This window comes from Gordonia sp. PP30 (assembly GCF_023100845.1).
In the GTDB taxonomy this organism is placed as follows: Bacteria; Actinomycetota; Actinomycetes; order Mycobacteriales; family Mycobacteriaceae; genus Gordonia.
This window is the reverse complement of sequence record NZ_CP095864.1, coordinates 2,967,378-2,982,117: the sequence shown is the minus strand read 5'-3', so window position 1 is coordinate 2,982,117 and position 14,740 is coordinate 2,967,378. Positions and strand designations below refer to the sequence as shown.

The 14,740-nt window shown below is 70.1% G+C and carries 14 protein-coding genes; 8 read left to right on the top strand and 6 right to left on the bottom strand.

Annotated elements, in window-relative coordinates; genetic code table 11:
- Nucleotides 1–423: 423 nt before the first annotated feature.
- A complete protein-coding gene (locus tag MYK68_RS13755) occupies nt 424–756 on the top strand; it encodes a DUF8548 family protein (protein WP_349306137.1) in 333 nt (110 codons plus the stop codon).
- A 146-nt stretch (nt 757–902) separates the two neighbouring features.
- Here MYK68_RS13755 and MYK68_RS13750 read toward each other — a convergent pair whose 3' ends face one another.
- The 5 genes from MYK68_RS13750 to MYK68_RS13730 all read right to left on the bottom strand — a co-directional run bounded on the left by MYK68_RS13750 (nt 903) and on the right by MYK68_RS13730 (nt 6,673).
- Nucleotides 903–1,727 carry a sirohydrochlorin chelatase gene (locus MYK68_RS13750; protein WP_247864243.1) on the bottom strand — a complete coding sequence of 275 codons (825 nt, stop codon included), beginning with the start codon at nt 1,725–1,727 and terminating at the stop codon, nt 903–905.
- Nucleotides 1,728–1,827: 100 nt separating this feature from the next.
- The gene (locus MYK68_RS13745; RefSeq protein WP_247864242.1) at nt 1,828–3,144 is read right to left on the bottom strand and encodes a sulfate adenylyltransferase subunit 1; all 1,317 of its coding nucleotides are present in this window, start codon (nt 3,142–3,144) and stop codon (nt 1,828–1,830) included.
- Nucleotides 3,144–4,115 carry a sulfate adenylyltransferase subunit CysD gene (cysD, locus tag MYK68_RS13740; protein WP_247864241.1) on the bottom strand — a complete coding sequence of 324 codons (972 nt, stop codon included), beginning with the start codon at nt 4,113–4,115 and terminating at the stop codon, nt 3,144–3,146. The genes MYK68_RS13745 and cysD overlap by 1 nt, the downstream gene beginning before the upstream one ends.
- Entirely contained in the window at nt 4,112–4,873 is a 762-nt protein-coding gene (locus MYK68_RS13735; protein ID WP_247864240.1) for a phosphoadenylyl-sulfate reductase, read from the bottom strand. The genes cysD and MYK68_RS13735 overlap by 4 nt, the downstream gene beginning before the upstream one ends.
- A gap of 12 nt (nt 4,874–4,885) precedes the next feature.
- The gene (locus tag MYK68_RS13730; RefSeq protein ID WP_247864239.1) at nt 4,886–6,673 is read right to left on the bottom strand and encodes a nitrite/sulfite reductase; all 1,788 of its coding nucleotides are present in this window, start codon (nt 6,671–6,673) and stop codon (nt 4,886–4,888) included.
- A gap of 325 nt (nt 6,674–6,998) precedes the next feature.
- On the opposite strand from MYK68_RS13730, the gene MYK68_RS13725 reads away from it, so the two are divergent.
- Nucleotides 6,999–8,561, top strand: a complete 1,563-nt coding sequence (locus MYK68_RS13725; protein ID WP_247864238.1) for a coproporphyrinogen-III oxidase family protein — start codon at nt 6,999–7,001, stop codon at nt 8,559–8,561.
- A gap of 123 nt (nt 8,562–8,684) precedes the next feature.
- Here MYK68_RS13725 and MYK68_RS13720 read toward each other — a convergent pair whose 3' ends face one another.
- A complete protein-coding gene (locus tag MYK68_RS13720; RefSeq protein WP_247864237.1) occupies nt 8,685–9,200 on the bottom strand; it encodes a type II toxin-antitoxin system VapB family antitoxin in 516 nt (171 codons plus the stop codon).
- Nucleotides 9,201–9,299: 99 nt separating this feature from the next.
- Here MYK68_RS13720 and hrcA point away from each other — a divergent pair, with 99 nt between their 5' ends.
- The 6 genes from hrcA to ybeY all read left to right on the top strand — a co-directional run bounded on the left by hrcA (nt 9,300) and on the right by ybeY (nt 14,740).
- Complete coding sequence (gene hrcA / locus MYK68_RS13715) at nt 9,300–10,334, top strand: heat-inducible transcriptional repressor HrcA (RefSeq protein ID WP_247868059.1); 1,035 nt, start codon at nt 9,300–9,302, stop codon at nt 10,332–10,334.
- Between the two features lie 30 nt (nt 10,335–10,364).
- A complete protein-coding gene (gene dnaJ / locus MYK68_RS13710; protein ID WP_247864236.1) occupies nt 10,365–11,510 on the top strand; it encodes a molecular chaperone DnaJ in 1,146 nt (381 codons plus the stop codon).
- Nucleotides 11,507–12,259: a 16S rRNA (uracil(1498)-N(3))-methyltransferase gene (locus MYK68_RS13705; protein WP_247864235.1), complete on the top strand. Its 753-nt coding sequence runs from the start codon at nt 11,507–11,509 to the stop codon at nt 12,257–12,259. The genes dnaJ and MYK68_RS13705 overlap by 4 nt, the downstream gene beginning before the upstream one ends.
- Nucleotides 12,256–13,026: an alpha/beta hydrolase family protein gene (locus MYK68_RS13700; protein ID WP_247864234.1), complete on the top strand. Its 771-nt coding sequence runs from the start codon at nt 12,256–12,258 to the stop codon at nt 13,024–13,026. Before MYK68_RS13705 ends, MYK68_RS13700 begins: the two co-directional genes overlap by 4 nt.
- 83 nt (nt 13,027–13,109) lie before the next feature.
- Nucleotides 13,110–14,186: a PhoH family protein gene (locus MYK68_RS13695; protein WP_247864233.1), complete on the top strand. Its 1,077-nt coding sequence runs from the start codon at nt 13,110–13,112 to the stop codon at nt 14,184–14,186.
- A complete protein-coding gene (gene ybeY / locus MYK68_RS13690; protein ID WP_247864232.1) occupies nt 14,183–14,740 on the top strand; it encodes an rRNA maturation RNase YbeY in 558 nt (185 codons plus the stop codon). The genes MYK68_RS13695 and ybeY overlap by 4 nt, the downstream gene beginning before the upstream one ends.

Here is a 14,740-nt window from a genome sequence, read left to right as displayed (position 1 = left end):
CCGGGCGGGTCCGTTGGCTGGCTATCGAATCTGCGCTTACGCGGCGACGGCACGCTCCGTGCGCAGACGCCGAAACAGTGCGGCCCGGGACATAAAGGCGGGCACGGGTGCAGCGTCACTCATACGCACACGTTAGATCACAGTTCGGACAATCAGGCCGGGCGGCCGCGTGCGCTTGCTGGTTCGCGAGACTTGTAGGCGATGTTTCATCCGTTCAGATGACAAACGGCGGACGGCGGGAGAGCAGCGGGAGGATGTCGCACAATAGGGAGGATGGTGCCTGAAGGTCCGGCCGACCACTTGGCGGCGGTGGTGAAGCTCGACCTGCAGCCGCGAGGGCAACGCTGGTCGAGCCTGAGCTCTGCAATCGTCGACGCGGTGTGAAGCATCGGCGCACGCTCCAACACTGTTGTGGTACCCGTCGTGAAACGCGTGGCGGAGCATTCCGCAGCCGTCGAGTTGATGTCGAGTGACACTCGGCTCCCGGACCTCAACGCCGAGCTTCGCAAGATCCCGGGAGAAGGCGGGCAAGGTATTCGTCGTGGCTATCTGTGGATGTTGCTGGGTGATGACCACTTGATCAAGCCCGATCGAATGATGCTCCGATGGCTGGCGGCGCACGGCGGCGACGCCAATCCTGCTTCTGCGTGGACCCTGATTGCCGATCTGGCGGTCGCTGCAACCGGCGAGGTGGGGCGCGACGTCACTCCCTGGGAGATCGACCCTGCGATGTGGCTGGCTGCGCGACGCCGGTAGCATGCAGTTCGCCGCTCAGCGGCGGCCAGAGCTGTTGCCGCGGTCGCCGCCAGGTTTGCGTCCAGACGTGGCACCGCCGGGTCGGAGGCACCCGGACCGATCACTTGTCCCCGTGCAGGGTCGCGCTATCGGCGGCGCAGCCGACCTTAGTGGTGCGGGTCATAAGGATCGTGCCAGGGTGCGAAACCAGCTGGTGCTGTCGTCAATGGTCTGGATTCGCGGGCAGAATACGGTGGTGTCCGGGTATCGGCGCGGTAGAGGTGCACGATCGCATTGATCAGGGCGGGGTGGTCAGCGATCGGGCCGGCGACCAGGGAACCGGGCGCGACGTCGTCGAGGACGCGTTCGACACGCTCGGTGAGCAGTCCCGCCGAGAGGAACAGCGGAGAGGCCGCGATCCGGGACGCCCCGGCGCCGCGGAGCCGGGCGACGGCCTCGCGGACCGCCGCGCCGCCGCGGCCGAGCCGGGTGGCGAAGACGGTCTCCACGGGCACACCGAGCGCCCGGGACAGCTCCCGGCCGCGGGCGCGGACCGAGGCATCCGACCCGGTGTCCGACGAGCCGACCGCGTACATCAGCACCCCGTCCCGAGCCGAGGGTGCCTGCAGGCCGGCTTCGGCGAGCCGGTCGATCAGCGCGGGCACGGGGGAGTGGACCCCGATCACCGGGGTCTGGTGCGGCCGCAGCCGGGGGTTGCGCGCGGCGGCGCGGTCCAGGATCTCCGGCAGGTCGGTCTTGGAGTGATAGCCGTCGCCGAACAGCAGCGGCACCACCGTGACGTCGCCGGTCAGCGCGCTGAGGGCGTCGGGCAGCAGCGGCTCGTTCAAATCGAGGTACGCCAGCTCGACGCGGACGCCGGGCAGGGCGGTGGTGGCCGCGGTCGCGACGCGTCGTGCGGTCGCCGCGAAGCGCACGTCCCGGCTGCCGTGCGCGACGAGGAGCAGGGCCGACGCCGACTCGTCGGGCGTCATCGAGCCGGCCTCCACGCGTCCGTGTCGCGGGTCCATTCTCATGTCGCGGGTCCCACAGGACGCGCGACACGCAACAGGACCCGCGACACGCCGGACGCCATCAGGCCGGCGCCGGTGACGACAGGTGCAGCGCTTCCAGGGCGTCGCCGATGAGGCCCGCGCCGAGGGTGTTGCCGCCCTGCGGATCGATCAGCAGGAAGCTGCCGGTCTCGCGGTTCACCTGGTAGTCGTCGGCGGCGATCGGCTCTGCCGTGGTCAGCGAGATGCGGCCGATCTGGTTCAGTTCGACGGTCTCCGGATCGGGCAGCAGCGCGAGTTCCTGCTCGTCGAACAGGGTTTCCAGGCCGCCGATGATCACCGGCGTGGTCTTGGTGCCGTGCTTGCACAGCAGTCGTGCACCGGGCCGCAGCGGCTTGTCGCCGAGCCAGCACACGGTCGCGGTGAACTGCTGCGCGGGCTCCGGGGCGTCGCCGACGGCGGCGATCAGGTCGCCGCGCGAGATGTCGATGTCGTCGGTCAGCAGCAGGGTGACGCTGCGTCCGGTGTGCGCGGACGGCAGCTCGCCGTCGGGGGTGTCGATCTTGGCGACCGTGGACCGCTGACCGGACGGCTGCACGACGATCTCGTCGCCGACGTGCACGGTTCCCGCCGCCACCTGGCCGGCATAGCCGCGGTAGTCCGGGTACTCGGCGGTGCGCGGACGGATCACGTACTGCACCGGGAAGCGCAGACCCACCTCGCGGCGGTCGGGCTCGTTCGGCACGGTCTCCAGATGCTCGATCAGCGTGGGGCCGTCGTACCAGGGCGTGCTGTCGCTGCGCCGGGCGACGTTGTCGCCGTGCAGCGCCGACACCGGGATCTCCAGCACCTGCTCGTCGGTGTAGCCGAGCGAGCGGGTGATCGCGTTGAACTCCTCGGAGATCCGTGCGAAGACGGCCTCGGCGTCGTCGACCAGGTCGATCTTGTTGACCGCCAGCACCAGCCGCGGGACGCCCAGCAGCGCCATCACCGCGGCGTGCCTGCGCGTCTGCGCGACGACGCCGCTGCGCGCGTCGACCAGCAGGATCACCAGCTGCGCGGTGGACGCGCCGGAGACCGTGTTGCGGGTGTACTGCACGTGGCCCGGGGTGTCGGCGAGCACGAAGCTGCGCGCCGGGGTGGCGAAGTAGCGGTAGGCGACGTCGATCGTGATGCCCTGCTCGCGCTCGGCGCGCAGGCCGTCGACCAGCAGCGACAGGTCGGGCGTGTCCATGCCGCGGTCGACCGACGCCTTGGTGACGGCATCGATCTGATCGGCGAGCACCGACTTGGTGTCGAACAGCAGGCGGCCGACGAGGGTCGACTTGCCGTCGTCCACCGAGCCGGCGGTGGCGATGCGGAGCAGATCCCCGCCGTCGGTGAGGGTGGGAGCGGTCATCAGAAGTATCCTTCGCGCTTGCGGTCTTCCATCGCGGCCTCGGAGACGCGGTCGTCGCCGCGGGTGGCGCCGCGCTCGGTCAGCCGGGACGCGGCGACCTCGGCCAGGACGGCCTCGTTGTCGGCGGCGTCGGACAGCACCGCGCCGGTCGTGGAGCCGTCGCCGACGGTGCGGTAGCGCACCATCCGGGTCTGCACGCTCTCGTCCTCGCGGGGGCCGCCCCACGGGCCGGAGGTCATCCACATGCCGTCCCGCTGGTACACCTCGCGCTCGTGCGCGTAGTAGAGCGGCGCCAGCAGCACCTGCTCGCGGGCGATGTAGCGCCACACGTCGAGCTCGGTCCAGTTGCTCAGCGGGAACACGCGGACGTGCTCGCCCGGGGCGTGGCGGCCGTTGTACAGGTTCCACAGCTCGGGGCGCTGCCGCTTCGGGTCCCACTGGCCGAACGCGTTGCGCAGCGAGAAGATCCGCTCCTTGGCGCGGGCGCGCTCCTCGTCACGGCGGGCGCCGCCGAAGACGGCGTCGAACCGGTTCTCGGTGATCGCATCGAGCAGCGGGATGGTCTGCAGCGGATTCCGAATGCCGTCCGGGCGCTCGGTGAGGCGGCCGTCGTCCAGGTAGTCCTCGACCTTGGCGACGTGCAGCCGCAGGTTGTGCCGCTCGACGATCTCGTCGCGGAACTTGATGATCTCCGGCAGGTTGTGCCCGGTGTCGACGTGCAGCAGTGCGAACGGCAGCGGAGCGGGCCAGAAGGCCTTGAGCGCCAGGTGCAGCAGGAGGGTGGAGTCCTTGCCGCCGGAGAACAGGATCACCGGGCGCTCGAACTCGCCGGCCACCTCGCGGAAGACGTGGATCGACTCGGACTCGAGGGCGTCGAGCGTGGTGAAGGACCCTTCGGCGGGGCTCAGGGACCGCCCTGCGACGGGGCTCAGGGGACGGCCGTCGGACGTGGTTTCGGTGGTGATGCTCATGAGACGTGCAACCCGCATTCTGTCTTGGCGCTGCCGGCCCAACGGCCGCTGCGCGGATCTGCTCCGGGGGCTGGTTTGGCGGTGCACGGTTCGCACCCGATCGACGGATAGCCGTCGTCCACCAGCGGATTGACCAGGACACCGTTCGCGTCGATGTAGTCCTGGAACTGCTCATCGGTCCAGGCGGCGAGGGGATTGATCTTGACCAGACCGAAACCCTCGTCGAAGGAGATGAGCGGTGCGTTGGCGCGCGTGGGGGCCTCGACCCGGCGGATACCGGTGACCCAGGCGCGATAGGGGGCCAGTGACGCCTTCAGCGGCACCACCTTGCGCAGGCGGCAGCATTCGGCGGGATCGCGGGCGAACAGGTCCTTGCCGAGCAGCGAATCCTGCTGCGCGACGGTCTGTTCCGGTTCGACGTTGACCAGGTCGAGGTCGTAGACGCTGACCACGGCGTCGCGCGTGCCGATGGTCTCCACGAAGTGGTAGCCGGTGTCCAGGAAGAGGACCTTCAGCTTCTCGCCGTGCCCGGCGCCGCGAGCTTGCGAGCGGGCCGAATCGACACGGCTCGCCTGGATGGCCTTGCTGGCGACGTCGATCAGGACCGCGTCCTGCATGTTGGCCGCGATGATGAAGTCGGTGCCGAAGGTGTCGGCGGTCCAGGCCAGCAGCTCGTCCGCGGTGGCGTCCGGGCCGAGCCTGCGGGCGCCGTCCTCGGCGATCTCCCGCAGGTGAGCGTGTTCCAAGGTGGTGGTCATGTCACTCATCTCTCACTGCAACTCGGCGTCGTCGGCGCGAGCGGCCCATTCGGCGAAGCGCTCGCCCTCGGTGCGGCCGGCGATGAAGTTCCGGACCAGACGCTCGATGTAGTCGATCGAGTCGTCGGCGTAGATCTTGTGCTGGCGCAGCTTACGGCCGAACCCGCTGTCGAAGCCGAGGGAGCCGCCCAGGTGGACCTGGAAACCCTCGACCGGATGGCCGTCGCCGTCGTCGATCAACTGGCCTTTGAGGCCGATGTCGGCCACCTGCACGCGCGCGCAGGAGTTGGGGCAGCCGTTGAAGTTGATCGTGATCGGCACGTCGAGCTGCTCGTTGAGTTCGGCGAGACGCTGCTCCATCTCCGGGACCAGCGCCTGGCTGCGGCTGCGGGTCTCGGTGAAGCTGAGCTTGCAGTACTCCAGGCCGGTGCAGGCGATCAGGTTGCGGCGCCAGCGCGACGGACGCGCGGTGAGCCCGACGGCCTCCAGGTCGGCTTCGAGCCCGGCGATCTTGTCCTCGGGCACGTTCACGACCACGAGCTTCTGGTACGGCGTCAGCCGGATGGAGTCCGAGCCGGCGCGCTCCACGGCGTCGGCGATGGCGAACAGCGCCGTATCGGAGAGCCGTCCGGAGACCGCCGAGAAGCCGACCGCGAAGCGGCCGTTGGTCTGGGCGGTGATACCGACGTGGTCGATCGGCTGCGTCGGCCGCTCGGGAGCGGGACCATCGATCAGCGGACGCTTGAGGTACTCCGTTTCGAGGACCTCGCGGAACTTCTCGGGCCCCCAGTCCTTCAGCAGGAACTTCAGGCGCGCCTTGGAACGCAGCCGGCGGTAGCCGTAGTCGCGGAAGATCGAGATGACGCCCTCCCAGACGTCGGGCACCTCGTCGAGCGGCACCCACGCGCCGAGGCGCTGCGCCAGCATCGGGTTGGTCGAGAGGCCACCGCCTACCCACAGGTCGAAGCCCGGACCGTGTTCGGGGTGCACGACGCCGACGAACGACACGTCGTTGATCTCGTGCACCACGTCCTGCTGCCCGGAGATGGCCGTCTTGAACTTGCGCGGGAGGTTGGAGAATCGCGGGTCACCGATGTAGCGGCGCTTGATCTCCTGGATCGCCGGGGTGCCGTCGATCACCTCGTTCACCGACAGACCGGCAAGCGGGGAGCCGAGCATGCCGCGCGGGCAGTCGCCGCAGGCCTCGGTGGTGTCCAGGCCGACCTCGTCGAGACGGCGCCAGATCTCCGGGACGTTCTCGATCTCGATCCAGTGGTACTGGATGTTCTGGCGATCGGAGACGTCGGCGGTGCCGCGCGCGAAGTCGCGGGAGATGCCCGCGAGGGTGCGGATCTGGGCGAGGTCGAGGTTCCCACCGTCGGTGCGCACGCGCATCATGAAGTACGGCGCCTCGAGGATGTCGATGTTGTCGTCCCCGGTGAACGTGCCGTCGTAACCTTCGGCGCGCTGGGTGTACAGCCCCATCCAGCGGAAACGGCCGCGCAGGTCGGCCTTGTCGATGCCGTCGAAGCCGACATGCTGATAGGTGTCGATGATGCGGCGCCGCACGTTGAGCGGGTTGTCGTCCTTCTTGGACTGTTCGTTCGGGTTCAGCGGCTCGCGGAAGCCGAGCGCCCACTGGCCCTCGGCGCGCTTCTTGACCGGGCGGGCGCGCTTGCGTGGTGCGTCTCCGGCGGCCGCGGCACGGGCCGGCCGGTCGGCCCGCGGGGTCCGGGCCGGGCGCTCGCGGGTCGCCTCGGGCGGGGTGTCGCCGGTCGACTCGGGGGTGGTGAGCGTCATCGATTCTCCTCGCGCACCGCGCATGGCGGCACGTCAATGGGGCTGTCAGAAAACGGTGAGAGTTGCCATCGGTATCGGCACGCGGGAGGGGCTGTTCCCGCGGCGCGCCCGGTGAAGGGACTGCTTCAGCGACCGAATGCGGCTACGACAGACACGATGCGCTGTCGCAGCGCATCAGGTCGATGTGTCGCCGTGCGATGAGGCGCACGCCCGCAGTAGTCACGTCATTCATGGTGCCACGTCCCCGGGTACCGCGTCTACTTGGGCTTATTTTTCCGCAGGGTGATTTTAACTGTCTCTGCTGGTCGTGGGTCATGATGGACGCATGTCCCTGCGCGCGCCGTCGATTCCGTTGCCCGCCGAGGCGACGGGTCGTCTCAGGTCAGTGGGGGCGCGGCCGTTCGGGCTGTACCTGCACGTGCCGTTTTGCGCGACGCGGTGCGGCTACTGCGATTTCAACACCTACACCGCGGGTGAGCTCGGGTCGTCCACGTCGCCGGCCGCGTGGGCCGAGGCGGTCCGCCGCGAGCTCGACGCGGCGGCCCGGCTGCTGTCGCCGGCCCGTCCGGTGGAGACGATCTTCGTCGGCGGCGGCACGCCGTCGCTGCTCGGTGCGGCCGGGCTGGCCGACCTGCTCGGCGCCATCCGCAATTCGTTCGATCTCGCGCCGGGCGCCGAGGTGACCACCGAATCCAATCCGGAGTCCACGTCACCGGAGTTCTTCGACGGCCTGCGCGCCGCCGGCTACACGCGGATCTCGCTCGGCATGCAGTCCGCGGCGCCGCACGTGTTGCGGATCCTGGAACGCCGGCACACGCCGGGCCGCGCGCTCGAGGCGGCGCGGGAGGCGGCCGCCGCCGGTTTCGAGCATCTCAACCTCGACCTCATCTACGGCACGCCGGGCGAGACCGACGACGACCTCGCCGCTTCCCTGGACGCGGTCCTCTCGGTGCCCGTCGACCACGTGTCGGCGTACGCGCTGATCGTCGAGGACGGCACCGCCTTCGCCCGCAAGGTCCGCCGCGGCGAGGTCCCGATGCCCGACGACGACGTCCTCGCGGCGCGCTACGAGCAGATCGATGCACGGCTGTCGGCGGCCGGTCTGACCTGGTATGAGGTGTCGAACTGGGCGGCGGCCGCCGGGTCGGGGGGCTTTTCGACACGGCCCTCGGCTAGCGCCTCGGACCGGCTCAAAGGGCGGACACAGCCTTCGGCCAGCGCCTCGGACCGGATCGAAGGGCGGACACAGCCCTCGGCCAGCGCCTCGGACCGGATCGAAAGGCGGACACGGCCTTCGGCTGGCACGTCGGGCCGGATCGAGGGGCTGACACAGCCTTCGGTTAGCGCGTCGGGCCGGATCGAAGGGCGGACACAGCCCTCGGCCAGCGCCTCGGGCCGGATCGAAGGGCGGACACGGCCTTCGGCCGGCGCATCGGAGCTTTCGTCGCCGGCTGAGCCGGTGAGGAGCGCAGCGACGAGCCGTGTCGAAGCCGCCCCGGACCCCGACTCGGTCTGCCGGCACAACGAGGCCTATTGGCGCAGCGACGACTGGTGGGGGATCGGGCCGGGGGCGCACTCGCACGTCAACGGGGTGCGCTGGTGGAATCAGAAGCATCCGGCCACCTACGCGGCGTCCCTGGAATCGGGGTCGCTCCCGGTCGGCGGCTTCGAGATCCTCACCGACGACGACACGCACACCGAACAGGTGATGCTCCGGCTCCGGATGCGGTCCGGGCTGCCCGCCGGTGAGCTGACCGTAGACGAGGCCGACCGTGCGGAGCGGGCCGTCTCGGACGGTCTCCTGGCCCGTACCGGCGGCGCCTACGTGCTCACCGATCGTGGCCGGCTGCTGGCCGACGGGGTGATCCGGGACATCTTGGTCGATTGACCTGACCGTACTGTGGCGTCCGGCGCGCCGGTGTGAGGTGTTCGCGCAGGTCGCGGGCGCTAAGACGGGCGTGAACCGGCCGGATACGTCACGGTCGGGTCGGCCCGGTCCGGTGCCGAACCCTCAGTCGATGGCGCGGTGGGCGCCGGAACCGCGGCGCGCGGAGCGTCGCGGGTTGGCCGGGCGCGGGGCCAGGCCGGTGGCCGCGGCCGACGGGTCGAGCGGCGCGCCGACGGGCGGCAGCTGGCCGGTCGCGTTCAGGTCGATCGGCTGCGGTCCGGTGAACGGTCCCGAGACGGGCGCAGGCATGCGCGCGTTCGGGTCGAACCGCCCGGTGGCGATCAGTTCATCCAGGTCGAGGAGCCGCGCGTGGATGATCGTGCGGTTGCGCAACGCCGAACGCACGGCGCGGTGCAGGCCGTCCTCCAGGTACAGCTCGCCGCGATACTGCACGACGTGGGCGAAGAGATCGCCGTAGAAGGTGGAGTCCTCCGACAGCAGCTTGTCGAGGGCGAGAACGGTGGTCACGGTGATCAGCTGGTCGAGCCGGAACTGCCGCGGCGGGATCTGCGCCCACTCCCGCGCAGGCAGGGTCAGCTCCGGGTAGGGTCGGCCCTCCTGGACACCCTTGAAGATCATCGTCGGAGTATCTTTCGTCGATTCACTAGAATTGCCGATGTGACCATCGTCCGATGGTCGCAGATCCACTGTAGGCACAACCGTTGGCGAGGTGGGCGAGTGTCGAGCACCGACGACCGTCGTTTCGAGATCCTGCGCGCGATCGTGACCGATTTCGTCGCGACGCAAGAGCCGATTGCGTCCAAGTCGCTCGTCGACCGCCATCAGCTCGGGGTGTCGAGCGCGACCGTCCGCAACGACATGGCCGTCCTCGAGGCCGAGGGGCTGATCGCGCAGCCGCACACCAGTTCCGGCCGGGTGCCCACCGACAAGGGCTACCGGCTGTTCGTTGACCGGATCCACGAGGTCAAGCCGCTGTCCTCGGCGGAACGCCGCGGTATCCTGACGTTCCTGGACACCGCGGTCGATCTCGACGACGTGCTCCGCCGCTCGGTCAAGCTGCTCGCCGAGCTCACCCACCAGGTGGCCGTCATCCAGTACCCGGTGCTGTCGACGGCCCGCGTACGACGACTCGAAGTGGTGGCGCTGAGTCCGCAGCGCCTGCTGCTGGTGGTGATCACCGACACCGGGCGGGTGGAGCAGCGAATGGTGACGCTGCCCGATCCGCTGACCGAGGACGAGCAGTCGCAGCTGCGCAGCCTGTTCGGCGCCGCGCTCGACGGCAAACCCCTGCAGGAGGCGTCAGCGGCGGTCGCCGCGCTCACCGAGTCGGCGCCGCCGAAATTGCAGCGGCCGATCGTGGCGATCGCGTCGATCCTGATCGAGACGCTCGTCGAGCGGAACGAGGACCGGCTGGTGCTCGGCGGGACGTCGAACCTGGCGCGTAGCGCGGGCGACTTCACTCCGGAGATCGGTGGAATGGACTCGGTGCTGGAGGCGTTGGAAGAACAGGTCGTGATCTTGAAGCTTCTCGCGCACACGCGCGAGACCGACACGGTCACCGTGCAGATCGGCGAGGAGACGCGGGCGGAGAACCTGCGCAGTACCTCGGTGGTCTCGACCGGGTACGGTGCTTCAGGCACCGTTTTCGGTGGCGTCGGCGTCGTCGGACCGACCCGGATGGACTATCCGGGCACGATCGCCTCCGTCGCCGCCGTCGCCCGGTATGTCGGCGAAGTGCTCGCCGACCGATAGTCGAAGTGAGTAAGTAAGGACGATTGTCACGTGGCTCGTGATTACTACGGCACTCTGGGCGTGTCCCGGGGTGCCACCGACACCGAGATCAAGCGCGCCTACCGCCGGCTCGCTCGGGAACTGCACCCCGACATCAACCCGGCCGAGGAGGAGCGCTTCAAAGAGGTGACCACCGCGTACGAGGTGCTGTCCGATCCGGACAAGCGGCGCATCGTGGACGCGGGTGGCGACCCGCTGTCCGGCCCCGGCGGCATGGGCGGTGGTTTCGGCGGCGACTTCGGTGGCCTGGGGGACATCTTCAACACTTTTTTCGGCGGTGGCGGGGGCTTCGCCGGGGGGCGCGGGCCGCGTGGGCGCGTCCGCCCCGGTGAGCCCGCGCTGGTCGGTGTGACACTCGATCTCGAGGAGATCGCCGCCGGTGCCGAACGCGAGATCACCGTCGATACCGCCGTCCTCTGCGATGTGTGCGACGGTGCGGGCACGCGGGGCGATTCGCGGCCGCAGACCTGTCCCACGTGCAAGGGCCAGGGCGAGATCCAGTCGGTCCAGCGGTCGTTCCTCGGCAACGTGGTGTCGGTGCGCGAATGCCCCGAATGCCACGGCGCCGGTGAAGTGATCCCCGATCCGTGCCTCAAGTGCGGCGGCGACGGCCGCGTCCGCAGCCGCCGGACCCTGACGGTCAAGATCCCGTCCGGCGTCGAGGACGGCATGCGTGTCCGGCTCGCCGGGCAGGGTGAAGTGGGCCCCGGCGGCGGTCCGGCCGGTGACCTGTACGTCGAGATTCGCGAGGAACAGGACGAGGTCTTCGTCCGCGACAAGGACGACCTGCACTGCACGCTGCGGGTGCCGATGGTCGACGCCGCGCTCGGCTCGACGCTCGACGTCCCGACCGTGCTCGGCGGCGTCGCGACCATCGACGTCGCGCCGGGCACCCAGCCGGGCACCGTGGTGACGGTGAAGGGCAAGGGCCTGCCGCACCTCAACACCGGGCTGCGCGGCAACCTGCATGCGCACCTGGAGGTCGTGGTGCCCGCGAAGCTCGACGGCACCCAGTCCGACCTGCTGCGCAAGCTGCGCGAGGCGAGCGGCGAGGACGTCGAACTCGTGACCGCATCGTCCAAGGGCGGCAGCGGCGGGCTGTTCTCCCGGCTGCGCAACGCGTTCGCGGGCCGATGACACCGCCGGTCTTCTGGGTCGACGACGTCCCGCGCGCCGGAGAGAGCGCGCTGGTGACCGGCCCGGAGGGCCGACACGCGGTCACCGTCACGCGGCTCCGCGCGGGCGAGAAGGTGATCGTGGGCGACGGCCGCGGCACGCGCGCCGAGTGCACCGTGACCGACGTGTCCGGCAAGGACCGGCTGACCGTGCGCGCCGGCCGCGTCGAGTTCGTCGCCCGCCCGGTGCCGCTGGTCACCGTGGTGCAGGCGCTGCCGAAGGCGGAGCGCTCGGAACTGGCCGTCGACCTGATGACCGAGGCCGGCGCGGACGCGATCGTGCCGTGGCAGGCCGCGCGCTCGGTGGCCCGCTGGTCGGGAGCCAAAGCGGTCAAGGGCGTCGAGAAGTGGCGGGCCACCGCGGCGACCGCCGCCAAACAGGCACGACGCGCCTGGATCCCCGAGGTGCACGACCTCTCGACCACCATCGACGTCCGCGCGATCTGCGCGCGCGTGCACGCCGCGGGCGGTGTCGTCGCCCTGCTGCACGAGGACGGGGCGACGCCGTTCCGGTCCATCGATTTCTCGGCCGCGCCCGAGGTGGTGCTGGTGATCGGGCCCGAGGGCGGACTGACCGACGAGGAGGTCGCCGATCTCGCGGCGCTCGGCGGACGTTCGGTGGTGCTCGGTCCCGAGGTGCTGCGGACGGCCGCCGCCGGGGCGGTGGCGCTTGGCGCGCTCGGTGCGGTGACCGCCCGCTGGGCGCGGTGACGGTCGGCGTGAAGCGCTGCAAGATCGCCTACGGCGACCACCCTTCCCAGTTCGGGCACCTCTACATTCCCGCGCTGGCCGAGTCCGAACAGCGGGCGCCGCTGGTGGTCGTCGTGCACGGCGGGTCGTGGTCGACCGAGTTCGGGCTCACCATCGAGACCGCGGTGGCCCGGGATCTCGCGATACGCGGCGCCGTCGTCTGGAACGTCGAATACCGGCGCATCGAGGAAGGCGGTGGCTGGCCCACGACCGGCCGCGACGTGATCGCCGCCCTGCAAGCCCTGGACGGACCCGTCGCCGAGGCGCTGGCCCTCGCCGGAGCACGCGTCGACCGCACCGCGGTCTCAGTCATCGGGCATTCGGCCGGCGGACAACTCGCCACCTGGTCCGTCGCCCGGCTCGGCGCCCGGACCGCGAAGCACCGGATCGCGCTGGTCGTGCCGCAGTCCGGGGTCCTCGACCTCACCCTGCCCGGTGCCCGCGACCGCGCCTCGCTGGTCCGTTTCCTGGGGGCCACGTACGACGAAGCGCCCGAGCGCTACCGCGACGCCTCCCCGGCGCACGCCCCGGTCACCGATGCGACCGTTGCCGTCGTGCACACGATCGACGACGAGTCGGTGCCGGTGGAACTGAGTCGCCACTACGCCGAGCTGATGACCGGGCGCGGGCAGACCGTCTCGCTCACCGAGGTGCCGGGCGACCACGCGGCGTTCCTCGACCTGCGCGGCCTGGCGCATCGCGCCACCCTCCGGGTCCTCGGACTGTAGAGGCGGTCGGCCCGGGAACCGATTCGACAGGCCGGGATAGACTGGTTCCGACTGACCAGCGACTTTCAGGAGTGAAGACCTTAGTGACTGACGACGACCCCGCCGGGCGCCCGGCGCGTGGCGAGCGGGCCGGCCGTGAGGCGACGTCGAACCTGGAGATCCCGCACGAGCTGGTGGCCGGACTGCTGGGGGCCGCCGACGTCAACCTCCGCACCCTGGAGTCGCAGCTACCGGCGGCGGTGCACGTCCGCGGCAACAAGATGACGCTGACCGGACGGCCCGCCGATCTCGCCGCCTCCGAGCGGGTGATCGCCGAACTGGTGACGCTGGTCCGCACCGGCACCCCGCTCACGCCGGACCTGATCCGCGAGTCGATGTCGATCCTGTCCGACACCGCGGCTGCGGAGAGCCCGGCGCAGGTGCTCAGCCTGGACATCATCGCCCGGCGCGGCAAGGTGATCCGCGCCAAGACCCTGAATCAGAAGCGCTACGTCGACGCGATCGACGCCAACACGATCGTCTTCGGGCTCGGCCCGGCCGGCACCGGCAAGACCTACCTCGCGATGGCCAAGGCCGTGCAGGCGCTGCAGCGCAAGGAGGTCAGCCGCATCATCCTGACCCGCCCGGCCGTCGAAGCCGGGGAGCGGCTCGGCTTCCTGCCCGGCTCGCTGAGTGAGAAGATCGACCCCTACCTGCGTCCCCTGTACGACGCCCTGCACGACATGATGGATCCCGAGGCCATCCCGAAGCTCATGGAGGCCGGCGTCATCGAGGTCGCCCCGCTCGCATATATGCGTGGCCGGACGTTGAACGATGCGTTCATCATCCTCGACGAGGCGCAGAACACCACCGGCGAGCAGATGAAGATGTTCCTCACCCGGCTCGGATTCGGGGCCAAGATGGTGGTGACCGGCGACATCACGCAGGTCGACCTGCCAGGTGGCGCGCGGAGCGGCCTGCGGATCGCCGCGCGCATCCTCGACGGCATCGACGACATCCATTTCGCCGAGCTGACCAGTGCCGATGTCGTCCGGCACAAGCTGGTCGCCGACATCGTCGACGCGTACGGCCGCGCCGAGGAGGACGGCACCCTGAGCGGTCAGGCATCCGGCAATCGCGCGCAGCGGCGCGCCCACACCCACGGAGGCCGGCGACGGTGAGTATCGAACTGTTCAACGAGTCCGGGGTCGACGCCCCCGAGGACCAGATCATCGAGGTCGCGCGGTTCGCGATGGCCGCCATGGATGTGCACGCCGCGGCCGAACTGTCGATACAGCTGGTGGACAACGACACCATGGCCGACCTGCACATGCAGTGGATGGACCTGCCCGGCCCGACCGACGTGATGAGCTTCCCGATGGACGAGCTCACCCCCGGCGGCCACCCGGACGCCGCCGAACCCGGCCCGGCGATGCTCGGCGACATCGTGCTGTGCCCCGAGTTCGCCGCCGAGCAGGCCAAGACGCAGCGGCACAGCTACGAGCACGAGCTGGCCGTCCTCACCGTGCACGGCGTACTGCATCTCCTCGGCTTCGACCACGCCGAACCGGCCGAGGAGAAGGAGATGTTCGGGCTGCAGAACCGGATCATCGCCGACTGGTACGACGCCCGCGAGGTCCGGGCCCGGGAGGACCGCCAAGCGGCCAAGGACAGTCGCCTGATGCGCGACCTCGGCTTCGACTCCGGTTCCGGCGCGGGCCCCGGGAGGGCCTGA

Coding starts and splice junctions, on each gene's coding strand:
- MYK68_RS13750 (WP_247864243.1), bottom strand. CDS start 1,727: ATGACGCCCGACGAGTCGGCGTCGGCCCTGCTCCTCGTCGCGCACGGC.
- MYK68_RS13745 (WP_247864242.1), bottom strand. CDS start 3,144: ATGACCGCTCCCACCCTCACCGACGGCGGGGATCTGCTCCGCATCGCC.
- cysD (WP_247864241.1), bottom strand. CDS start 4,115: ATGAGCATCACCACCGAAACCACGTCCGACGGCCGTCCCCTGAGCCCC.
- MYK68_RS13735 (WP_247864240.1), bottom strand. CDS start 4,873: ATGACCACCACCTTGGAACACGCTCACCTGCGGGAGATCGCCGAGGAC.
- MYK68_RS13730 (WP_247864239.1), bottom strand. CDS start 6,673: ATGACGCTCACCACCCCCGAGTCGACCGGCGACACCCCGCCCGAGGCG.
- MYK68_RS13725 (WP_247864238.1), top strand. CDS start 6,999: ATGTCCCTGCGCGCGCCGTCGATTCCGTTGCCCGCCGAGGCGACGGGT.
- MYK68_RS13720 (WP_247864237.1), bottom strand. CDS start 9,200: ATGATCTTCAAGGGTGTCCAGGAGGGCCGACCCTACCCGGAGCTGACC.
- MYK68_RS13705 (WP_247864235.1), top strand. CDS start 11,507: ATGACACCGCCGGTCTTCTGGGTCGACGACGTCCCGCGCGCCGGAGAG.